Source organism: Streptomyces sp. SID10853, assembly GCF_010548145.1.
Taxonomy (GTDB): domain Bacteria; phylum Actinomycetota; class Actinomycetes; order Streptomycetales; family Streptomycetaceae; genus Streptomyces.
The window spans coordinates 1-20,531 of record NZ_JAAGLN010000119.1; the positions used below are offsets into that span (position 1 = coordinate 1).

The 20,531-nt window shown below is 72.2% G+C and carries 20 protein-coding genes and 1 pseudogene; 8 read left to right on the forward strand and 13 right to left on the reverse strand.

Features of this window, described 5'->3' with window-relative positions; translation table 11 throughout:
* The 11 genes from G3I19_RS36945 to G3I19_RS21640 all read right to left on the reverse strand — a co-directional run.
* Nucleotides 1-790: CoA transferase (locus G3I19_RS36945; protein WP_343235166.1), on the reverse strand; the 790-nt coding region annotated here is incomplete at its 3' end.
* A 77-nt stretch (nt 791-867) separates the two neighbouring features.
* The gene (locus G3I19_RS21595) at nt 868-1,719 is read right to left on the reverse strand and encodes a methyltransferase (protein WP_164265328.1); all 852 of its coding nucleotides are present in this window, start codon (nt 1,717-1,719) and stop codon (nt 868-870) included.
* A 19-nt stretch (nt 1,720-1,738) separates the two neighbouring features.
* Complete coding sequence (locus G3I19_RS21600; protein ID WP_164265344.1) at nt 1,739-3,316, reverse strand: class I adenylate-forming enzyme family protein; 1,578 nt, start codon at nt 3,314-3,316, stop codon at nt 1,739-1,741.
* 11 nt (nt 3,317-3,327) lie between these two features.
* Nucleotides 3,328-4,707, reverse strand: coding sequence for an NAD(P)/FAD-dependent oxidoreductase (locus G3I19_RS21605; RefSeq protein ID WP_164265329.1), 1,380 nt, complete (start codon nt 4,705-4,707; stop codon nt 3,328-3,330).
* Nucleotides 4,704-5,684: a UbiA family prenyltransferase gene (locus G3I19_RS21610; RefSeq protein WP_164265330.1), complete on the reverse strand. Its 981-nt coding sequence runs from the start codon at nt 5,682-5,684 to the stop codon at nt 4,704-4,706. The genes G3I19_RS21605 and G3I19_RS21610 overlap by 4 nt, the downstream gene beginning before the upstream one ends.
* The gene (locus tag G3I19_RS21615) at nt 5,681-6,820 is read right to left on the reverse strand and encodes a DegT/DnrJ/EryC1/StrS family aminotransferase (protein ID WP_164265331.1); all 1,140 of its coding nucleotides are present in this window, start codon (nt 6,818-6,820) and stop codon (nt 5,681-5,683) included. The genes G3I19_RS21610 and G3I19_RS21615 overlap by 4 nt, the downstream gene beginning before the upstream one ends.
* The gene (locus G3I19_RS21620; RefSeq protein ID WP_164265332.1) at nt 6,817-8,055 is read right to left on the reverse strand and encodes a DegT/DnrJ/EryC1/StrS family aminotransferase; all 1,239 of its coding nucleotides are present in this window, start codon (nt 8,053-8,055) and stop codon (nt 6,817-6,819) included. The genes G3I19_RS21615 and G3I19_RS21620 overlap by 4 nt, the downstream gene beginning before the upstream one ends.
* 159 nt (nt 8,056-8,214) lie before the next feature.
* Entirely contained in the window at nt 8,215-8,745 is a 531-nt protein-coding gene (locus tag G3I19_RS21625; RefSeq protein WP_164265333.1) for an EF-hand domain-containing protein, read from the reverse strand.
* A gap of 149 nt (nt 8,746-8,894) precedes the next feature.
* Entirely contained in the window at nt 8,895-9,359 is a 465-nt protein-coding gene (locus G3I19_RS21630) for a hypothetical protein (RefSeq protein ID WP_203599856.1), read from the reverse strand.
* Between the two features lie 88 nt (nt 9,360-9,447).
* Nucleotides 9,448-9,633 (reverse strand): hypothetical protein, encoded by a 186-nt coding sequence (locus G3I19_RS21635; protein ID WP_164265334.1) that lies wholly within the window; start codon nt 9,631-9,633, stop codon nt 9,448-9,450.
* 32 nt (nt 9,634-9,665) lie between these two features.
* Complete coding sequence (locus tag G3I19_RS21640) at nt 9,666-10,205, reverse strand: EF-hand domain-containing protein (protein ID WP_164265335.1); 540 nt, start codon at nt 10,203-10,205, stop codon at nt 9,666-9,668.
* 607 nt (nt 10,206-10,812) lie between these two features.
* Between G3I19_RS21640 and G3I19_RS21645 the strand changes: the two genes are divergently transcribed.
* From G3I19_RS21645 to G3I19_RS21670, 6 genes and pseudogenes are all read left to right on the forward strand, one after another.
* Nucleotides 10,813-11,889 (forward strand): Gfo/Idh/MocA family oxidoreductase, encoded by a 1,077-nt coding sequence (locus tag G3I19_RS21645; protein ID WP_164265336.1) that lies wholly within the window; start codon nt 10,813-10,815, stop codon nt 11,887-11,889.
* A complete protein-coding gene (locus G3I19_RS21650) occupies nt 11,879-12,895 on the forward strand; it encodes a sugar phosphate isomerase/epimerase family protein (protein ID WP_164265337.1) in 1,017 nt (338 codons plus the stop codon). Before G3I19_RS21645 ends, G3I19_RS21650 begins: the two co-directional genes overlap by 11 nt.
* An 88-nt stretch (nt 12,896-12,983) precedes the next feature.
* The gene (locus G3I19_RS21655) at nt 12,984-14,354 is read left to right on the forward strand and encodes a M20/M25/M40 family metallo-hydrolase (RefSeq protein WP_164265345.1); all 1,371 of its coding nucleotides are present in this window, start codon (nt 12,984-12,986) and stop codon (nt 14,352-14,354) included.
* A 22-nt stretch (nt 14,355-14,376) separates the two neighbouring features.
* Nucleotides 14,377-15,656 (forward strand): annotated as a pseudogene (locus G3I19_RS37605) (Ldh family oxidoreductase).
* Nucleotides 15,653-16,648 carry a Gfo/Idh/MocA family oxidoreductase gene (locus tag G3I19_RS21665; protein ID WP_164265338.1) on the forward strand — a complete coding sequence of 332 codons (996 nt, stop codon included), beginning with the start codon at nt 15,653-15,655 and terminating at the stop codon, nt 16,646-16,648. Before G3I19_RS37605 ends, G3I19_RS21665 begins: the two are co-directional and overlap by 4 nt.
* Nucleotides 16,645-17,097, forward strand: a complete 453-nt coding sequence (locus G3I19_RS21670; RefSeq protein WP_164265339.1) for a hypothetical protein — start codon at nt 16,645-16,647, stop codon at nt 17,095-17,097. Before G3I19_RS21665 ends, G3I19_RS21670 begins: the two co-directional genes overlap by 4 nt.
* On the opposite strand, the gene G3I19_RS21675 is transcribed toward G3I19_RS21670, so the two are convergent.
* Nucleotides 17,094-18,491, reverse strand: coding sequence for a M1 family metallopeptidase (locus G3I19_RS21675; RefSeq protein WP_164265340.1), 1,398 nt, complete (start codon nt 18,489-18,491; stop codon nt 17,094-17,096). The two genes, G3I19_RS21670 and G3I19_RS21675, sit on opposite strands and share 4 nt — an antisense overlap.
* Before the next feature lie 283 nt (nt 18,492-18,774).
* On the opposite strand from G3I19_RS21675, the gene G3I19_RS21680 reads away from it, so the two are divergent.
* On the forward strand, nt 18,775-19,272 hold the full coding sequence (locus G3I19_RS21680; protein ID WP_164265341.1) for a hypothetical protein: 498 nt from the start codon (nt 18,775-18,777) through the stop codon (nt 19,270-19,272).
* 95 nt (nt 19,273-19,367) lie between these two features.
* On the opposite strand, the gene G3I19_RS21685 is transcribed toward G3I19_RS21680, so the two are convergent.
* Entirely contained in the window at nt 19,368-20,051 is a 684-nt protein-coding gene (locus G3I19_RS21685; RefSeq protein WP_164265342.1) for a pentapeptide repeat-containing protein, read from the reverse strand.
* Nucleotides 20,052-20,212: 161 nt separating this feature from the next.
* On the opposite strand from G3I19_RS21685, the gene G3I19_RS21690 reads away from it, so the two are divergent.
* Nucleotides 20,213-20,531, forward strand: a 319-nt coding sequence (locus G3I19_RS21690; protein ID WP_164265343.1) for an FAD-dependent oxidoreductase, incomplete at its 3' end; no start/stop codon positions are given.

Below are 20,531 nucleotides of genomic sequence, written 5' to 3' on the forward strand. Positions count from 1 at the left end.
CGAAGGGGGCCCGGCGCGCCGTCGCGGGCAGCGCGGCGGGCAGCGGGCAGGTGGCGGTGGCGAACCGCTGCTGGAACGCCCGCCAGCCGCGTCCGGTCGTGGCCCGGTCAGCGCCGAGCCGCTGCCAGAAGTCCAGCCACTGTTCCGGGACGAGGGTTTCGATTTCGAAGCGGACGCCTTCGGCGGAGACCAGCGTGCAGCCGCCGGGCGCCTGCCACGTACGGTCAGCGCCGTCAGCGCCGTCAGCGCCGTCAGCACTGTGTGCGCTGTGTGCGCTGTGTGCGCTGTGTGCGCTGTGTGCGCTGTGTGCGCTGTGTGCGCTGTGTGCGCTGTGTGCGCTGTGTGCGCTGTGTGCGCCGTCCCGCGGGCTGTTCTCCGCGCCGTCGGAGCCCGCGGCCGCGGCTGCGAGGTACTGGGCGACGGCGAGCAGCGCCGCCTGGCCGACCGAGGTACGGACGCCGGTCACGCCGCCGCCCCTGGCCCGCGCGAGCCGTGCCGCGCAGACGCCCTGGGCCGCGAGCACCCCGGCCACCGTGGACGCGTAGTCGACGGCGAGCGGGGCGGGGCGCCCGGCAGCCCGGCCGTGGACGTGCATGATCCCGCAGGCCGCCTGCACGGCCCGCTCGTCGGGCAGCGGGAGGGCGAGCGGACCCGCCCAGCCGATCTCCCAGCTGACGCCATCCGTGCTCCCGCCGATGCCCCGGCCGCTGTCCCGGCCCGTCCCCCGGCCGATGGCGGCGACAGGGCCGTCCACCAGGCCGAGCATGCGCTCCGCGACCCGGGTGGCCACCGGAGCAGAAGCCGGAGCTGTCCCCGGGCCAACAGCCGGGCCACTCGCCGGGGCCGCGGCATGCGGCAGACAGAGCGTCATCGGGGCCCCTCCCTCCGCGGCCGTACCGGGCGTTCGGCCACATCGGCCTGCGGGCGGCGGCCCTGCACCGAGTAGATGACGCTGGACACGGCGCAGAACGACGGGTCCCGCATCAGTGCGCGGACCCGGTCGAGCTGCGGCCGGGTCATGCCTGCGGCGATCAGCCGGTCCTCCAGGTGGTACGTGTGGTTCAGCTGCAGCCCCAGGCCCGGCGATCCGGCGGTCCGCAGTTCGACACGGGGCCGCGGGTCGATGTCGACGAGCCCCGCGGCACGCATCGCGGCGGGGACGCGCCGGCCCCACTGGGGGTCCCCGCCACCGGCCCGCATCACGGCGTACTTGGTGGCGAGGAAGGTCTCGTACAGCCGCGCGGACTCCTCGTCCGGCGTGAGCAGCGGCGGCTCGTAGGCCGTGTCGAACTCCTCGATCTGCAGCCGGCCTCCGGGCTTGAGCGCCCGCACCAACTTGCCCAGTACCGCGAGCCGTTCGGGCAGATGCTGGAGGACGAGCCGCGCGACGACGAGGTCGAAGGCCGCCTCGGGCAGCGGATCCGTCACCACGTCGTGCGCCTCGACCACCAGCCCCGGACGCGCCGGGACGTGCCGCGGGTTCAGCTCGGTGGCCAGTACGCGCCCGGTCGGGGCGACACGTTCGGCGAGCCACTGGGCCACGCTGCCGCCCCCGCAGCCGATCTCCAGGCAGTGCCAGCCGGCCGTGACGCCGGTCTCGGCGAGCCGCTGGAAGGTCATGGCGTCGTAGGCGCCGGTGAGGCAGCGGTGCTGCTCCTCGTTGTGCGCTCTGTCGTTGTCGAAGACGTAACCGGGGTCGTCGGCCAGGGACTGGCGCATGGCGTCTCGCATTCTGTCGTCAGGTCCACCGGCCGGAGCCGAAGGTGTCCGTACTTCCGGTGATCTGCTCCAGCAACGCCCTGCGCCGCACCTTGCCCGTACCGGTGCGCGGCACCTGGCTCCAGGTGAGGACGACGGGCTCGCGCAGGGGAGGCAGGCCGCGCACCGCCTGCTTCCACACGGCCCGGTCCAGCGAGCCGTCGGCGGTGACCACGACGGGCAGCGGGACCCGGTGCGGGGCGGCCAGGACGACGCACTCCAGCGCCTGCGGCAGCCGGACTTCCAGCGCGTCCTCGGTACGCAGACAGCTGAGCTGCGGTGTGCTGTCGACCTCGCGGTCGAGCAGTTCGACGCTTCCGTCGCGGTTGATGGCGCCGATGTCGCCGGTGTTCCACCACGCCCCGTGCTGTTTGGCCGACCAGCGGTCGCTCTCCCCGACGTAGCCGAGACCGCGGGCCGCTGTCCTGGCCAGCATCAGGCCGGCCTGCCCGCGCGGCAGCGGCCGGAAGGTGGCGGGATCGACCACTCGCAGCCGGGTCTTCACCGGCACCGGGCGGCCCAGATTGCGGGTGCTGGCCCCGCGTGCCCCCCTGAGCACCGACCGCCGGGTGTGGAAGCGGAAGGCCAGCGGGCCGGTCTCGGTCTGCCCCCAGCCCTCCATCCACAGCGGGCTGCGGTGCCGGCTCGCCGCGAGGTAGGCGCGGACGGTGGGCGGGTGCACGGCGTCGTACGTGCTGATGATGAGGCGCACCCGCCGGAAGGGGTTGTCCAGCCTCTCGGTCAGCGGCTGGAAGTGGACGAAGGACGCGGGCAGCGCCTCGACGACGGTCGGCGGATGCGCACGCAGCAGCGGATCCGCGAGGTGGGGGTCCCCGCTGGTGATGATCGAGATCTCCGCGGGGTCCATGCACAGCGCGCTCGCGGTCCAGCAGAACGTCCTGCCGTGCGAGTACGCGCTGGCGTTGGCCAGGCTGTCGCTGCGGCGCAGGCCGATACGGGGCAGCCGGACGCTCTCGAACCGCGCCAGCTTCCCGATGATCGTCCGGGTCGAGTGGACCACCAGCTTGGGCACACCGGTGGTGCCCGAGGTGTGGTTGATCACCAGCGGCTGGTCGTCGTGCCTGCCGCGGGGTCCGGGGGCGGTGTGCCCGCGTACGTCGTCGAGGCTCAGCGCTCCCGGCACCGCCGCGTCGAGCACCAGGGTCCGCCGGGCGGTCGCGGCGAGGCCGATGCCCTCGGCGTGGCCGCGCTCCAGTACTCCCGCCGTCGTCACGAGCAGGGCGGGCCCGAGCCGGGTCAGGAGCGTTTCCAGGGCCTGCCCCGGCAGATGCGCGGAGAGCTGCGCGGGCACGGCGCCGATGCGCACGGCTGCGCAGGCCAGCAGGTCGTAGTCCCAGTGGTTGTCCTTGACGATCGCCACCCGGTCCCCGCGGCCCGCGCCCGCGGCGGCGAGCCAGCCCGCCGCCTCCCGCACGAGCGCGGCGAGTTGGGGCACCGTGTACTGGGTCCTGGCGTCCGTACCGATGTCGAAGGGCCGGTCCAGGTGGACCTGTGTGGCGAAGCCGTTCTCGGCGCACTCGTCGAACAGGACGCCCATGTCATGGGGTTTCACGAGAGGTTCTCCTCGGCGGCGAGGGAGGCGGGCAGGGGCGGCCCCGCCGTCGGGGGCGGACGCAGCCGGCTGAGGACGCGGGAGGCGGCGAGCGTGCCCGAGCGCACGGCGCCCTCACTGGCGGGCCGCAGCATCACCCAGTCCCCCGCGTACTCCACCGGGCGCACCCCGCGCGCCATGAACGGCGCGCGGAGCCGCAGCGCTTCGGGGGTGGCCTCGGGCAGACCGTGGGCGAAGGCGTGTACGAAGTGCTTCCGGCCTGCGGTCTCCAGGCCGGGGACGTAGCGGGTGGCCGCCCGCACCAGCCGGTCGGTGATCTGCTGTTCCGGCGCCGTCAGCAGTCCGGGAATGCTGCGGGGGTCGGCCATGAGGGTCAGCAGGCCCTTGCCGCTGGGCGCCCGGCCCGGGTGCTTCACATGGTCCACGATGATCGCGGAGAGCACGTCGTCCTCGGCGTCCGGGGTCAGCAGGATGTACAGGGGCTTGCGGGACACCGGTGCCAGCGGCCGGTCGAGCAGACAGCTGACCTTGAGCGTGGGCGTGAACGTACACGCCGAGAGGAACGCCCGCTCGTCCGCGGGGGCGTTGGCGTGCAGCCGGGCCGCGACCGGAGCGGGCACGCTCAGGACCACCGAGCGGGCCGTGACGACGTCGTCCCCGACGCGCAGCCGCGCGCGGCCGTTCTCGGTGACGACCTCGTGGACCTCGGCGCCGGTGACCACGTCGGTGCCTTCGGCCAGCCGGCGCGCGAGCAGATCCATGCCGTCGTGGTAGGTCCGCCAGCCCGCGGGCGGGCCCACCGCGAGCAGCAGGGCGACCATCGGCGCGGCCGCCGAGCGTGCCGTGTCCCAGCCGAAGAAGCTGCCCGCGACGGGCTGAAACAGATAGTCGTGCAGGTCGGGGTGGTAGCGCCGCGCGAACTCCCTGACCGTGGCCGCGCCCAGCGGGGTGCGCTCCGGCCGGTCGCAGTCGAACTCCCCGCGGTGCAGCGCCGCCCAGGCCAGGAAGCGCGCCAGGTCCACCCGGGCACGGGGCAAGAGCCCGGCGCCGGAGAACACCGCCGCCCGGTCGGCCACACCGGGGCGGGCCCGCCCGTCCCGCCACATCCCGATCGGCGTGCCGATGGACGGCACGTGGTCCTTCGGCACGCCGAGCCGCGCCAGCAGTTCCCAGGTCGCGCGGTAGCCCTGGTCCGAGACCTGTTCGGCGCCCTCGTCGATGGTGTAGCCGTCGTGCCGGACGCTGCGCATCCGGCCGCCGACGTGCTTCTGCTGCTCGAACACCCGCACCTGGAGCCCGGCGCGCCGCAGCTCGTGGGCGGCGGTCAGCCCGGCCATGCCCGCGCCGACCACGGCGACGTCGAGATCGGGGCTCATCCGACGGCCCCCGCGCCGGCCAGCAGGTTCGCCGCGATCAGCAGCACCGTACTGACCCGGTGGACCGAGAAGCCGAGCTTGCGGGCGCGCATGATGTCGCCCCGCCGGAAGCCGGTGAGGTACTGCCGGGTGCGCAGCACGGTGGCGGGCAGCATCAGGAGGACGAACCACCAGGGGGCGACACCCGTGGCGGACGCGACCGCGCCGAGCAGGAACTCGGCCGCGGACAGGGCACCGATGAAGACGGCGTTGCCCTTCGCCGAGACCAGGCAGGCCACGGTCGGCCGGCCCACCGCACGGTCACCTGGAATGTCGTTGGTGTTGGAGTACACCCCGAACATCAGCGGCCCGAAGCCGAACAACACGCCCTGGACGAGCAGGAATCCGGAGTAGTGTCCGGCGGCGAGCCCGTACGGCGCCATCACCAGGGCCACGCCGAGACCGGCGATGAACATCTCCTGGAAGCCGTGGTAGCTGATCTTGAGGCCGTAGGAGTACTGGACCGCCACCACGAACGTGATCACGATCAGTACGACCGTCCAGGTGGGCCGGGACGGAGCGGCCGCGACGGCGGCGGCCCACAGCACCGCGCCGATGACGGCGGTGGCCCAGCCGAAGGTGAGCGCTTCGCGCAGCGTCAGTGTCCCGGCGACCAGCGGCTTGCGCAGTTTGTTGCGCAGCGGGTTGTCGGGGCCGTAGTTGGCGGCGTCGCTGCCGTCGCGGTAGCCGGTCACATCGTCGAGGGCGACCATGGCCACGATGACGAAGACCGCGCCGGCGAGGAACAGGGCGAGCGTCCCGACCGTCGCGGACCGCAGCCGCGACACCGGGAGCAGCACCGCGGACAGCGCCACGGCGATGCCGGGGTAGTAGTCGTAGACATCGAGTTTGCCCAGCCGGGCGTAGCTGCGGGCCTTGCTCTCGGGTCGTACGTCGTCGGCCGTGAACGGCCCTGCTGCTTCAGTGCGGCTCGTCATCTGCTCCGCTCCTTCGTGTTCTCGCGTGCGCCGGCATAGGCGCGGACCGCGGCGGCGATGTGTTCCACCTGGGCGTCGGTCAGGCAGGGGTGGACGGGGATGGCCAGCTGGCGCCGGGCGGCGCTCGCGGCGTGCGGCCAGCTCCGGCCCGCGGGCGCGAACCGGGCGAAGGCCGCCTGGTGCGGCAGGGGTTGGGGGTAGTACACGTGGCTCTCGATGCCCCGGGCGGCCAGATACCTCTGCAGCGCGTCCCGGTCGTCGGCGAGGAGGGAGTACACGTAGTAGCAGCGGCCGTTGCGCCCGGCCGGCGGGGCCAGCACGCCCTGCTCGCGCAGCGGCGCGAAGCGTTCGGTGTAGTAGTCGGCGATGCGGGCCCGGCGCTCCAGGAGCGCGGGGAAGCCGGGGAGCCGGTGCAGCTGGAAGGCGGCGAGCACTTCGTCGAACCGGCTGTTGTAGCCCGTCCTGCGGTAGACGAACCGTTCCCCCTGCCCGTGGTTGCGCAGGGATCGGACGGCCTGGCCCAGCTCGGGGTCCATGGTGATGACGGCGCCGCCCTCACCGGCCGTCCCGAAGGTCTTGACCTGGACGAAGGAGAACACTCCGGCCTCCCCCCAGGTCCCGGCGGGCCGCCCGTCGAGCACCCCGCCCTGGGCGACCGCCGAGTCCTCGACCAGGCGTACGCCGTGCTGCCGGGCGATCTCCCGCATCCGGGGCATGCCGGCCATCACCGAGAACATGTGCGCGGGCATGATCGCCCTGGTCCGGGCGGTGATCGCCTGCTCCACCCGGTCCGGGTCGGCGACCATCGTCCACGGGTCGATGTCCGCGAAGACCGGTGTCGCCCCGAGGCCCACCACGCTGTTGGCCAGCGGGGCGCAGCCGTACGCCGGGACCACCACCTCGTCGCCGGGCCCGACGCCCATGGCGTGGAGTACGAGCGTCAGGGCCGAGGTGCCGCTGGAGCACGCCACGACGTCGGCGGCGCCGAGCGAGGTGCGCAGGGCGTCCTCGAAGCGGGCGGTGTGTTCGCCGAGGAGGAACTTCTGCGCGGGCGCGGTGCCGATCTCGTGGACCAGGTCCAGCAGCACCTGCCGGTCGGACTCGAACAGGTCAGGGGCGAAGAAAGGAATCGTCACACGGGCCTCCCGGCCGGGAAGGCACGGATGAGGTCACAGACCCGGTCGACGTCGCCGATGCTCATGTCCGGGTACAGCGGGAGAGCGAGGGTGCGTTCGCAGGCACGCTCCGCGTTCGGGAAGTCGCCGCGGCGGTGTCCCAGACCGGCGAAGCACTCCTGCAGGTGCAGCGGGGTCGGGTAGTAGGTCTCGGTGCCGACTCCGTGCTGTGCCAGATGGCGGGCCAGTTCGTCGCGGCGTTCGGCCTCGATCAGATACACGTAGAAGACCGGCTGGGTCGGCGCGGCGCGCGGTACCACGGTGGGCAGCCGCAGCACACCGGGCGCACCGGCCAGCCGTTCCGTGTAGGCGGCGGCGAGCAGGGCACGCCGGGCGATGTCCTCGTCCAGCCGGGACAGCTTGGCGAGGAGGACGGCGGCCTGGATGTCGTCCATCTTGCTGTTGACGCCGTTGACGGCCGTCTCGTTGTTGATGCCGGGGAAGTGGGCCATCGTCCTGCCGTACCGCCCGTGATGACGTAACGCCCCTACCGTGCGGGCGAGTTGGGCGTCGTCGGTGAGGACAGCCCCGGCATCGCCGATGGCCCCCAGCGTCTTCGTGGGGAAGAACGAGAGCACACCGCCGGCGCCCAGCAGCCCCGCGTGCACCCCGTCCCACCGCATACCGATGGCCTCGGCGCTGTCCTCCACCACGGTCAGCCGGTGGCGGCGGGCGACATCGAGCAGGCCCCGCATGTCGGCCAGTTGGCAGAAGAGGTGGACGGGCATGAGCATCCGGGTGCGCGGGGTGACGGCGGCGGCGGCCGACTCCGGGTCGATCGCATAGCTGACGGGGTCGATGTCGGCGAAGACCGGGCGGCCTCCGGCCAGCACGACGGAGGAGGCCGAGGCGACGAACGTGAAGGCCGGCACGATGACTTCGTCGCCCGGCCGCAGACCGCAGGCGCGCAGCAGCAGTACCAGGGCATCGGTCCCGCTGTTCACCCCCACCGCGTAGCGGGCGCCGGTCCACCGGGCGAGAGCCTCCTCGAACCGGCCGACCTGGCGGCCGTGCGAGTACTTGCCGTTGTCGATGACGTCGGTCAGCCCGGACCGGATGTCCGGCCAGAGGTCGGCGAACGTCCGGGCCTGGGTGAAGAACGGCACCTGCCCCTGCCCCAGTCCCGCGGAGCCGCTGTCCTGGCGGGCCGGTATGCCGTGCTTGCCAGTCCCCTGGCCGGCGGTTGTGTCCTGCATGGTTCCTCTCAGCGGTGTGGGAGCGGGCGCGCCGGTCCGGCAGTCGGGGCCGGGGGCCGAGCGGGCCGGGATGCGGCTTCGCCGGTACTCCCACAGGTGCACCGGGGGGAGCATCCGTGGGAACGCCCCGTGGGAGCACCGGACGAGGGGCCGCGCAGATCAGAGCAGGGAGAACTCCAGCTCGCCCGTGTGGTAGCGGTGCACGGCGTCGATCAGCTCGTCCACCGACAGCTGGCCGTCACCATCGGTGTCGATCTGCTGGAACGCGGCGTCCGCGGTGGACTCGTCGCTGCCGATGGCGCGGATCCAGCTCCGGAACTCCGACGGGCTGACCTGGCCGTCGCCGTCGGTGTCGCACAGGTCGGCGATCGCGCTGACCGTCGGACGCAGCACCTGGTCGAAGCCGGCCTGGCCGCGGTCGAGCATCTGCTTCGCCGCCACGTCCTTGAACTGGTCGATGCTCACCGAGCCGTCGCGCCCCACTCCGGCCTGCTCCGCGACGTAGCTCCACATCCCCCGGTAGGCCGTGGTGAGGGCCTGCCCCTTCGGGGAGCCCTCGGTCTGCTGGAACGAGGCCAGGATGCGCTGCGTCTCACTTTCCCAGTCGCTGCTGTCGATAACGCCGTCGCCATTCTGGTCCCACAGCTCGAAACGGCGACGCAGGCGCTGCTCCTGCACAGAGGTGCTCATGTTTCTTCCTTATCGTTCGGTTTCTCTGAAACTCCTCGCCGAGTGAATTCTCGACAAGGAAAGGGGGGGAATAATTGCGGCGAAACGGTTGTGCGCACATGCACAGTGGCCGCATATTTTTCAATCGCTCACGCGGCGCTTGTACGGGATTACTCCGCCGCCGGTACCGCTTTCGCGTCGTCTTCACGGGATACGCCGCTACGGGATTCGTCCGCAGGTTTATCCGGACCTTGCCTGGCCACCAGGAGAATAAACACCGACAAGGCGATCGGAGCGATCTGGGAAATGAGCTGCTCGACCACATCCGCGGTACCGAAACGCCCCAGATGGCCGAGGTGAAACACCAGGTGCGGCACGGTGAAACCGAGGCAGCCGAAAGCCGCCGCCCGTACCAGGAGCCGCTCCAGGGAAACGGCGGACAGGGCGAGCACCACCGCCAGGGCGAAGGAGAGGGCGCCGAGATCGCGCACCAGATGTTCGTTGTACGGCGGGAACATGGCGACCCACCCGAAACCCGGGAGGGGGAAGCCGTCGTAGAAGGACCGCGGTGCGACGAGGGCCCAGAGCCCCGGCACCCCCTGCGCCAGACACAGGAGGACCACCGCGGTACGCACCCCGGCCGGCCTGGTCACCGGCACCGGTCCCCCACCGGCCGCGCCGGTCCGCGGGGTCGCGCCCGCCCGCGGGGTCGTGCGCGTCCGCCTAGTCGTACCGATCCGCGGGGGTGTACGCGTCCGCGGAGTCGTACCGATCCGCGGAGTCGTACGCGTCCGCCGGGTTGTACCCGTCCGTCGCGTCGCGCCGGTCCGCGGGGTCGTGCCCGTCCGCCGACGGGCTCCCCCGGGATCGGCGCCGCCCGCGTACGGGGAGCCGCTTCGAGCGCCCCACGCCCGGAGCTGCCCCTGCCGCCGAGGTATGCCTCAGACACCCAGGAGCGGGGCGTCGAGCTCGCCGTTGTGGTATTCGCCCACCGCGGCCACGATTTCTTCGACGGACAGCTTCCCATTACGGTCGGCGTCCATCGCGCGGAATGCCGCGTCCGCGTCGATCCGGTCGTTACCGATGGCACCGAGCCACTTCCGGAACTCCTCCGGACTGACCTGGCCGTCGCCGTCGACGTCGCAGAGGTCGACCATCGCGCGAATGCTCGGGCGGAGCATATGGCCGAAGCCCGCCCTGCCCTGGTCCAGCATCTGGGTGTTGGCGATCTGGACGAACTGCTCCAGCGACAAACCCTGTCCCGCTCCGACGCCGGCCGTCTTCGTCATGTGGTCCCACATGTGCGGATAGGCATGGAGCAGCGCCTGGGCCTTGGGAGAGTCCTCCGACTCGCCGAAGGCATGAACGATGCGACGCGCCTCCTGTTCCAGATCGCCGCGCTCGACGCGGCCGTCCCCATCGGTGTCGTACAGCGCGAAGCGCTGCCGGAGACGCTCTTCCTGGACAGTCCTGTTGGGCATGTCACTCCTGGTTCTCGAAGTCGTCGAAGTCGTCGAAGTTCTCGAATGTTCTCGAAGAGTGCGGCGAAAACTGCTTTCGCGCTCCCGGAAACCCAATCGATTGAATGATGGATTACCTTCGGGAGACCGCCTCGTGCTGGATAAATGATTACTCGCGCCGCTCGACAGCTGTCAACCGGAACTACGGAACCGGAATGGTGCAGAAATTATTTTTCACGGCGTTTCGGCCAGCCGGTAAGGACGCCGCTTTCGGCATTGCGTTCGATCTTGAAACCGGGGCGGGCCGCAGAGAAGGCGCCTGGACCAGGGAGATTCAAGATTCGACTACCTCGCCGGGGGGATTTTCAGCCATCCCTGGCTGATCTTTCAGGTACGGCGAGAAAGCACATCGGAAGAATCTGTCGGATACGATGCGGAACCTGCAATCACGCTACCGGCGCGCCTTTCAGCGAACATTCTTCCGAAAGGCGTCGCGGGTGTCATGGGGAGATGGGCCGGGTATGCCGAAATACTTCACGCCAGTTCACCGGCCGGTTTTCGGCCCCTCTGGTGTCGCGCCCGTGAAACGGCCGGCCGGGGCGGCCGATTCCCGCGGGGAGGCCGCTGCATGCTGCGCACCCTGATCGTCGGCCTGGGCCGCGCCGGCCTGGGGCTGCATCTGCCGGTGCTGCTGCGCGCCCGCTCCGCTGCGGAGGCCGCCGGGGAAGGTCCCGTCGGTCACCCGATCGTGGGAGTGGACCCCGGGAACTCCCCTCCAGCCGGGCCGCCGGACGGTCTCCTGATGGCCGGTTCCCTGCGTCGGGCGCGCGAGCTCCTCGACCCGGAACACACCGTCGTCCATCTGTGCACGCCGCCCGCCGTGCGGGCCGATGTGCTCCGTGAGGCCGCCGGGCTCGGCTTCAGCCGGATCATCCTGGAGAAGCCACTGGCCGGTGACCGCGAAGCCCTCCAGCACGTCCTGGACCTCGCCCGGGACCATGAGCTGCGGCTGTCCGTGGTAGCGCCCTGGCTCCACAGCACCCTGACACGCCGGCTCATCGACGTGGTGGCCAACGGGCGCCTCGGCGCGGTCCGTTCGGCGTACGTCACCCAGCACAAGGCCCGGTTCCGGCGCTCGCTCGGCAACACCAGCCACTCCTCAGCCTTCGATGTGGAGGTACCGCACGCGACAGGCGTGCTGCTGCGCCTGCTGGGGGACGCCAGGGTGTCGGGCGCCGCCTGCACCGACCTGCGGGTGGGGCAGGTGACTGTACCGCGCATGGGCAGCGCCCGGCTGCGGCTGCTGCACACCGGCGGGGCTCGGAGCGAAGTGCTGTCCGACCTGTCGTCGCCGGTACGCCGACGGCGGATCGAGCTCGACATGGCGGGTGGCAGGGTCGTCGGGGACTACGCCGTCGCCCAGGACGACGACTTCGCCCAGCTGGAGATCACCCAGGGAGGCCGCACGGTGCGCGAGGTCTTCCACGACGACTCGCTCACCGCGTATATGACGCACGCCTACCGCCACTTCGCGGACGAGGCGCACGAGGGCGGGGCCCACCGGGACGACGTCGGTCTTCACGTACGCACGGTCGAGCTGCTCGACGAAGCCAAACGGCTGGCGGCCGACGACCGGGGCACGGCCCCGGCACCACCCGGCGGTCAGCCGTCCCGCTACAAGGAGGCTGTCAACCATGGGAGTTGACCGAGTCGACCCACTTCCCGGCATCCGCTTCGCGGGAATCGGGGACGAGGCCGCCCCGGATCTCACCGGGCAACTGGCCGCGATCCGCCAACTCGACTGGGACGCGGTCGAGTTACGCAACGTCAACGGCACACCGATCGCCGAACTGGACGACCGGGCCTTCGCCGGCGTGGCCGACCGGGTGGCGGCGGCCGGTCTCGGCGTCGTCTGTGTCGACTCCAGGATCGCCAACTGGAGCCGTCCGGTCACCGGCCGCTTCGAGGACGATGTGGCCGAGCTGCGGGTGCTGGCCCGGCGCTGCGCCACGCTGGGAACCCGGTACGTCCGCGTCATGTCGTACCCCAACGCCGGTCTGGACGAGGGCGAGTGGGGCACCAGGGTGCTCGACCGGATGACACTCCTGGTCCGGCAGGCCGAGCAGCACGGGCTGGTGCTGCTGCACGAGAACTGCAGCGGCTGGGCCGGCACCAGGGCCGACCGGATGCTCGACCTCATCGACCGCGCGGACAGCCCGGCACTGCGGCTGCTCTTCGACATCGGCAACGGCGTCCCGTACGGGTACGACGCCCGCGCACTGCTGGACAGCGTGATCGGCCATGTGGCACACGTCCACATCAAGGACGCCAGGACCGGCCGGGACGGCCAGGTCGCCTACACCCTGCCGGGCGACGGGGAGTCCGGGGTGGCCTCCTGTCTGCGGGCTCTCATCGAACACGGTTACACGGGGGCCTGGTCCATCGAACCGCACACCCATCTGCGGCCGCACCAGGGCCACGACGCCACGGGCACCGACAGCGTGGCGGCGTTCGTCCGCTACGGCCGGGCGCTCGAAACCCTCGTACGGCAGACGGTCCTGCCCGCCCGTGCCTCTACCTCTACCTCCGTCTCTGCCCCCTCCTCCTCCACCACCGCCGCCGCCGCCGCCGGAGGATTGCCCGCCCGGGTCTCCGCCGCTGACGGGTCGCCTCCCCGTACCCCCGCCACCGACGGGGTGCCGCGTGCCTGACATCCCCGGCCCGCGGCCGCCCCGCACCGATGCCGCTGCGGCGCTCCCCCGCCCGGCCGAGCGGGCGCCCGCGCAGCCCCCGGCCCGGCTGACACCGGCCGACCACGAACTGCTGCTCACCCTCCTCGCCACCCCCACCGCCTCACCGCTGGAGACCGGCGGTGAGGGCCCCCGCCTGTGGGAGGCCGGCCGGATGTACGCGGCGGCCGCCGGGGCACTCGGCTTCGCGACGGTGCTGCACGCACCGGCCGACCCGGCGGTGCTGGACCGTGACGACGTGCCCGAGCCCGTACGGGCCGCCGCGGCCCGCGAGCCCGGCTTCCTGGACTGCCAGCCGAATCTGGTGCTGCGCCTGGGCCCGCGGCTGCCCCGGGAAGCGACGCTGATGTTCAACGTCCACCTCGACACCGTGGGCGGTGTGTGGCCCGCCCACTTCGACGGCACACGGTTCTGCGGCAGGGGTGCCATCGACGCCAAGGGCCCGGCCGTCGCCCTGCTGGCCGGTATCCGGGCCGCCCGCGCGGCCGATCCCGCGCTGGGTACCCGGGTGGGCGTGGTCATCCAGGCGGTCGCGGGTGAAGAGGGCGGCGCCATGGGCACGTTCGGCACCAGGCCGCTCGTCGAGCAGGGGTTCACCGGCCGGCTGAACCTGTTCTGCGAGCCCACCGGCCACCGCTATCTGCCCCGTGTGACGGCCTCGATGACCGCCTGCGTACGGGTCAGGGGCGAGGACGCGGTGGACGACCGCCCCGAGGCCGGTCACAACGCGACGGTGCTGCTGGGGCACATCAGCAGCTATCTGGCCCAGTTCCTGCCCCCGCGGATCGTCGACGGCCGGGTCTGTGTGGCCGGCCTGCACACCGGGCACCAGCACAACCGCGTCTACGGGAGCGGCGAGTTGCTGCTGAACATCTCCTACGGGTCCCCCGCGGCCGGACGCGCCGGCGAAGCCGCGGTCGAGCAGGCGCTGCGCGAGGCGCTCACCGACTTCACCTCCCGGACCTCCGGTCTGCCGGATCTGGCCCGGACGGCCGCCGACGCCGCGGCGATCACCTCCCTGCACTGGCGCAAGCGCGGTCTGCCCGCCCTGGAGAGCCGGGGCCGTACACCCTGGGCCGAGACCCTGTTGGAACAGCACGCGGCGCTGCCCCGCTGGCCGGACGACGAGCCGTCCTTCACCTGTGACGCGATCTGGCTGAACGGGATCCCCGACACGTACACCGCGGTGTTCGGCCCCGGGGAGCTGGACGCCAACCGCGCGCACGCCGACGGCGAGTACGCCGACCTGGATCAACTCGACAGGTACGCCGACGAGATCGCCCGGGTGGCCGTCGGCTTCACCCGCCTCGTGCTCCGGGGCACCGACCCCACCACCCACAGCGACGACAGCACCGAAAGTGACCACGCTCGCTCGGCGGCCGCGCGCCCCGAGAACGAGGAGAGGACCACGCCCCGATGACCCGGCCGATTCAGCGCACCGCATCCCCCCTCCCGCCCCAGCCCACCGGCGGGACCGGGGTACGGGTGCCGTATCAGGACCTTGTCGCCTTCGTGGCCGACGTCTTCGCCGCCAGGGGGCTGCCCGACACCCGGGCGGGCGCCGCGGCCGAGGCGTTGTGCCACGGCGACCTCACCGGATTCACCAGCCATGGCATCGCCAACCTCACCCGGCTCTATCTGCCGATGCTCGACGCGGGCCGGTGCGATCCGCGGGCGGAGCCGGTCACCGTCACCGACCGCGGCGCCTCCGTCCTCGTCGACGCCCGCCGGGCCCTGGGGCTGTGGGCGGCGGGCGAAGCCATGGACCTCGCCGTCGCACGCGCCCGCCAGTACGGCGTCGGCCTGGTCTCCGTACGCGGCGGCACCCACTTCGGCTGCGCGGGTCATCACGCGCTGCGCGCCGTCCACCAGGACATGGTGGGCCTGGTCACCGCCAACTGCGGATGGCAGCGGATCGCCCGCCCCGTCGGCGGGCGGGCCCCCCCTGCTCGGCACGAACCCGCTCGCCCTCGCCGCCCCGGCCGGTGAACACCCGCCGTTCGTGCTGGACATGAGCACCACCACGGTCCCCACCGGCAAGGTGCGCGAGGCCGCGCGGGCCGGGAAGGAGGTGCCGGCCGGCTGGCTGGCGGACGACCACGGCGCTCCCGTCACCGAGCCGGCCGCTTTCGACCGCGGTGAGGCACATCTGCGCTGGCTCGGCGGGGACGCCGACACCGGTGCGTACAAGGGGTTCGGGCTGGGTCTGCTGGTGGAGGTGCTCTCCGCGCTGCTTCCCGGCGCGGGCACCGGCCCGCACCCGGAGAGCGGGGAGAACAGAGAGGCCGGGGCGAGCGGGACGGGCGCGGGCGGGACGGGCGCGGATGGGACGGGGGCGAGCGGAACGGGCGCGGATGGGACGGGCGCGGGCGGGACGGGCGCGGGCGGGACGGGCGCGGGCGGAACGGAGCAGCCCAGGAGCCGGGACGACGACATCGGCTATCTGGTGGTGGCGATCGCCCCCGGCGGGCTCCGCTCCGGGGTGGACTTCCTTGCCGAGGCCACCGGCATGTTCGGCGCCGTGCTCGACTGCCCGCCGACCCGGGCGGGAGAACCGGTGCGCTACCCCGGCTGGCCCGAAGACGCCCGTTCCCGCGAGCGCCGCGCCCACGGCGTCCCGGTCGGGGCGGCCCTGTACGAGGAGATGCTCGGCCTGGCCCGGGACAACTGCCTCCGCTTTCCCTCCCCGGTGCACTCCGCACGGGCAGGAGGCCGGGCATGACCGCACCCCGTATCGGTCTGATCGGCCTCGGCGTCATCTCCCGCTTCTATCTGGCGGCGCTGGAGCGCGACCCGGACACGGAGCTGACAGCCGTGTGCGATCCGGACGCGGCCCGGCTCGCCTCCGCTCCTCCCCACGCGCGGCGCTACCGCGACCACCGGGAGCTGCTGCGCGACGCGGACGTGGACGCGGTGGTCGTCAACGTCCCCAACGACCTGCACCACTCCGTGTGCCGTGACGCGCTGACGGCCGGCCGCGCGGTGTGTGTGGAGAAGCCGCTCGCCACAGAGCTGAGCGAGGCCCAGCACCTGGTGCGGCTCTCCCGTACCCATGGTGTGCCGCTGTTCACCTCGTTCCACCGCCGCTACAACGCCGAGGTCGACGCCCTGCTCGAACGCCTCCCGCCGGGCGTCCCGATCGCCTCGCTGACGGTGCGCTACGACGAGATGATCGAGGAGCACGCGGGCGCGGACCGCTGGTATCTCGACCCGGACCGCTGCGGCGGCGGCTGTGTCGCCGACAACGGTCCCAACGCCTTCGACCTGGTACGCCTGTTCATCGGCGACACCCGGGTGACCGCCGCGACCGTGGACAGGGACGCGCGCGGTACCGACCGGCGGGCGAGTATCCGGCTGGCCGCTGCGACCGGCGCGGTGGCGCGGGTCGAACTGGACTGGTCGTATCCCGGCGAGCGTAAGACCGTCGAGGTGCGGCTGGCGGACGGCACCGTCGACAGCGCGGACATGCTCGCGGGCCACACCGCGTTCAAGGGGTCGCTGTGGCACGAATACGTGGGTGTGCTCAGGGACTTCACCGCCCAGCTGGCCCAGCCCTCCAGGCGTTCGCGGACCTCACGGCCCGGGGACCCTGTCCCCGGCGCGCACGCCCCCGACGGCCTGGCCGCACTGGAGCTGGTGGCCGCCACCTACGCACAGGAACACGAGGGCGGGCCCCACCAGCCCGGCCCGCGCGAGGGGGCGGTCCGCTCATGACCCCCTGGAAGGACGGGCAGGACGGGCAGGACGGGGCCAAGCGCACGGTGCACGGGCTGCTCGTCAAAGTGCTCACCCACCGGCGGGAGGACCGGGGCATGACACTGGAGCCGTTCGCCGCCCGGTGTGTCCGCCAGGGCGAAGTGCACGAACTCGTCACCACCGACCACGCGGAGACGGCCGCCGGAGCCCGGATCGACCGTGTGGGGTTCCTGGGCTTCGTGGAGATCGGCTGTGCCGGGGTCATCGACCGGGGCGACGAGGTGTGGGCGGACGGGCGGCGGATCGGAACGGTCCTGGGGTTCGACGCCTGCCACTTCCCGAACCACTACAACATCCTGATCCGCACACCCGAACCGGTCACCGGGCCGCAGCTCCGTCTCGCGCCGGAGACGCCGGTCAGGTTCCGGCAGCAGGTCCCCGCCGGGCGCGCACCCGGCGGCGGCTAGGACGGCCTGGCCGGCTTGTCCTTGCCGTACAGCCAGGTCTTCCAGATCGCGCTCAGATCCTTGCCGGTCTTCTTCTCCGCGTACCGCGTGAAGTCCGCCGTACTGGCGTTGCCGTACCTGTGGTCCCGGGCCCAGCCCCGTACCAGGGCGAAGAACGCGGCGTCACCGGCCTTCCTGCGGATCATCTGGAGCACCATCGCGCCCCGCCCGTACACCGGTGAGGCCGAGATCTCCTTCGGGCCGGGCGGGTCGGCCGGCGGGAAGTCCCAGTTGCCCTCGGAGTCGTACGCGTCGTCGAAGTGGTCCTGGATGCTCTCGCCGCCGTGGTCGGCGTCCCACAGCCAGGCCGCGTACGTCGCGAACCCCTCGTTCAGCCACATGTCGCGCCAGGACTCGGGGGTCACCGAGTCGCCGAACCACTGGTGGGACAGCTCGTGGACCAGCGTCGACAGGCTCGCCTGGTCACCGGGGAGCACCGGCCTGGTCTGTGTCTCCAGCGAGTAGCCCGCGGCCCCGGCCGGGGCGATGACCGCGCCCGTCGAGTCGAAGGGGTACGGGCCGAACTGCTTGCTCTCCCACGCGATGATCTCGGGGATCCTGGCCACCGCGGAAGCGCTGCTCTTCGCCTCCGACGGGGCGACCGCCGTGAAGACCGGCAGCCCGGACGGGGCCGTGAAGGAGTGCGTCCGGTAATGGCCGATCGCCAGCATCGCGAGATAGCTCGCCATGGGCCGGCCGGTGTGCCAGTGGAAGGTGGTGCGGCCCGCGCTGGTCCGCTGTGAGGTCAGCCGGCCGTTGGAGACGGCCTGGAGCCCGGCCGGGACGGTCACCGCGATGTCGTACGTCGCCTTGTCGGACGGGTGGTTGTTGCCGGGGAACCACGCCATGGAGCCGGTCGGCTCCCCGAGGGCGAGTGCGCCGTCATCGCCGTCCGGCAGCCAGCCCTCCTCGGACGCGTCCGGGTCGGTGATGGTCTTCGGCTCGCCCGCGTACCGGACGACGGTACGGAAGGTGGCGCCCCGCGTGAGGTCGTGGTGCGGGCGGAGGGTCAGTTCGCTGCCGGCGCGGTTGACGGGGGCGTACCGGCCGTCGACGGTCGCGCCCCGCACGGTCATCCCCGTGAAGTCCAGGCTGAACGCGGAGAGGTCCTGGGTGGCGCGGGCGGTGATGTCGGCGGTGCCGGTGAGCCGGCCGGAGTCCGGGTCGTAGGCGAGGGTCAGGCTGTAGTGGCTGACGTCATAGCCGCCGTTGCCCAGCCGGGGAAAGTACGGGTCGGGGTCGTGCAGCCGGTCACCGCCCGGCTTCCCGTGCACGCCACCGCCGCACGCCGCGAGGAGCAGCAGGGCGGCACCCACCGCTGCGGGGACGGCTGTACGGCGTCGGCACTGGTCCACGTCTCGATCCTATGAGCGAGCAACGGAGACGCGCACCGCGGGGCGCGGGGTGCGGGGTGCGGGGTGTCCGCGCGTCGCGGGGCGGGTGCTCAGTCGTCGCCGGGTGGGTGCTCCCTCGTCGCGGGGCGGGAACTCACTCGTTGCGGGGCGGGCGTCCGCGCGTAGTCGGGCTCGGAGCCGGGGGTGGAGCGGCCCGGAGCAGCCGGGGCAGGCCCGGAGCCGGACGGGGCGGGCCCGGAGCCGGGCGGCGCCCCGGTGCGCCCGCCCGTGACACCATCGGGCTGTGCTCGACATCGGCTACTCCCTCTCCCGGCGCTTCCCGGATCCCCCGCAGACCGACTACCGCCGTGCGGACGTCCAGGCGCTGCGGCACGACCTCTTCTGCGGCGACGTCTACCTCGCCGACACCAAAGCGGACCGCGAGGTGTCCACAGCCTGGGGATGGGTTCCGGTGCTGGACTTCGCGTGGGCGCTCTGCGACATCGTCGAGCAGATCGACCGGGACCCGCGCGGCAACCGCGCCTCGCGGCCGCAGCACGCGGAGCTGGACTTCACCGAGTCGACGGACCGGATGCTCTTCGAGCGGCGGTTCGGCTGGGTGGATGTCGCTGCCGACTGGATGCCGGTGGAGGAGGACCCGCTGACCTTCGGGCACAAGGTGCTCAGGCGGGAGGCCAGGGACTTCCTGCACGACCTGATCGCAGACCTGGCGGACATGCATGAGGGCCTTGCGGACAACCCGGTGATCTGGGACCTGCAGGGGCGGTTCCCCCGGGTGTAGCGGGACCGTCGTGCAGTCGGGGCCGGCGTGCAGTGCAGCGGGGTCACAGCACCGTAGGGCCCGGTGGCGGCCGCCCAGGGGCCGGGCCCTCCGGGCTACTCGCCCGGCACCGCCACCCGTACCCCGATCTGCGCCGCGAACGCCGGTGCCAGCGACAGCAGTTGTGCCGGGCTGATGACCGCGCCCGCCAGCCGCTCCACCCCACGGGCGATGTCCAGCTCGGCCACCGTCCGCAGATCGACGTCCTTCATCCGCACTCCGCTGAAGTCCGCCCCGCGCACCGTGCACCCGGTGAACTCCACCCGCTCCAGCCGCGCCGACCCGAAGTCCGGCTCCGCCAGGACGCAGTTCTCGAAGACGACGTCCTTGAGACGCGCCTCCCGAAGGTTCAGATAGTCGATCTTCCCGCCGCGCACCACCACCCGCTCCAGCACCGCTCCGTGCAGCTGCACACCGCCGAGCCGTGCGTCCACCACCTCGACATCCCGCAGGGACGCCTCCGCGAGGTTCGTACCCACGCCCCTCGCCCCGGTCAGTACGGAGTCGATGAAGCGCGCCCGCACCAGCTCCGTCGTCTCCAGCACACACTCGCGCAGCGAGCAGTCCATGAAGCGGGCTCCACGGCCCGACTGTCCTGTGAAGTCCTCGCCGGTGAACTCCAGTCCGTCATAATCCCCATCGGGCTCAAGGCCCCGCCCGGCATAGGGACTCAGGGGTGGAAGCCGCACTTCCGGTCGCCGTACCTGTGGGGTTCTCTTCGTGCCGTTCCGTGCTGCCATGTCTTCATGGTGACCCACACCACTGACATCGAACCTTCCCGGATGTCACATCTGCGTCCGCTCCATCCGTCCTGATGACAGGAGAGCGTCCGAAAAAGAGCGGGCACCCTCCGGAACAGACACAGGACAGGACAGCAGGACAGGACAAGAGGAGACGGATCATGCGCCGCATCACCGTGGTCGGCGGAGGTTTCGCCGGGCTCACCGCCGCCATCACAGCCGCCGAATCGGGTGCGCGGGTCACCCTGCTGGAGGCGCACCAGAACCTGGGCGGCCGGGCACGTACGGCCGAGGGCCCGTACCGCGTCAACGAGGGACCGCACGCGATCTACCGCGGCGGGCCGCACTGGAGCTGGCTCAAGAAGCGGGGACTGCTCGGCCCGGTCGTGGCCGTACCGCCCCTGGAGGCCGCCCGGCTGCGGGTGCACCGCGGCGGGGTGCTGCGCAGGACACCGCCGCTCGCGCTGCTCAGGCTGGCGC

Bases quoted from the DNA above. Each gene is read 5' to 3' on its own strand.
- G3I19_RS21640 (WP_164265335.1), bottom strand. From the start codon at position 10,205: ATGCCCAACAGGACTGTCCAGGAAGAGCGTCTCCGGCAGCGCTTCGCG.
- G3I19_RS21650 (WP_164265337.1), top strand. From the start codon at position 11,879: ATGGGAGTTGACCGAGTCGACCCACTTCCCGGCATCCGCTTCGCGGGA.
- G3I19_RS21595 (WP_164265328.1), bottom strand. From the start codon at position 1,719: ATGCGCCAGTCCCTGGCCGACGACCCCGGTTACGTCTTCGACAACGAC.
- G3I19_RS21645 (WP_164265336.1), top strand. From the start codon at position 10,813: ATGCTGCGCACCCTGATCGTCGGCCTGGGCCGCGCCGGCCTGGGGCTG.
- G3I19_RS21610 (WP_164265330.1), bottom strand. From the start codon at position 5,684: ATGACGAGCCGCACTGAAGCAGCAGGGCCGTTCACGGCCGACGACGTA.
- G3I19_RS21670 (WP_164265339.1), top strand. From the start codon at position 16,645: ATGACCCCCTGGAAGGACGGGCAGGACGGGCAGGACGGGGCCAAGCGC.
- G3I19_RS21600 (WP_164265344.1), bottom strand. From the start codon at position 3,316: ATGGGCGTCCTGTTCGACGAGTGCGCCGAGAACGGCTTCGCCACACAG.
- G3I19_RS21605 (WP_164265329.1), bottom strand. From the start codon at position 4,707: ATGAGCCCCGATCTCGACGTCGCCGTGGTCGGCGCGGGCATGGCCGGG.
- G3I19_RS21620 (WP_164265332.1), bottom strand. From the start codon at position 8,055: ATGCAGGACACAACCGCCGGCCAGGGGACTGGCAAGCACGGCATACCG.
- G3I19_RS21685 (WP_164265342.1), bottom strand. From the start codon at position 20,051: ATGGCAGCACGGAACGGCACGAAGAGAACCCCACAGGTACGGCGACCG.
- G3I19_RS21665 (WP_164265338.1), top strand. From the start codon at position 15,653: ATGACCGCACCCCGTATCGGTCTGATCGGCCTCGGCGTCATCTCCCGC.
- G3I19_RS21625 (WP_164265333.1), bottom strand. From the start codon at position 8,745: ATGAGCACCTCTGTGCAGGAGCAGCGCCTGCGTCGCCGTTTCGAGCTG.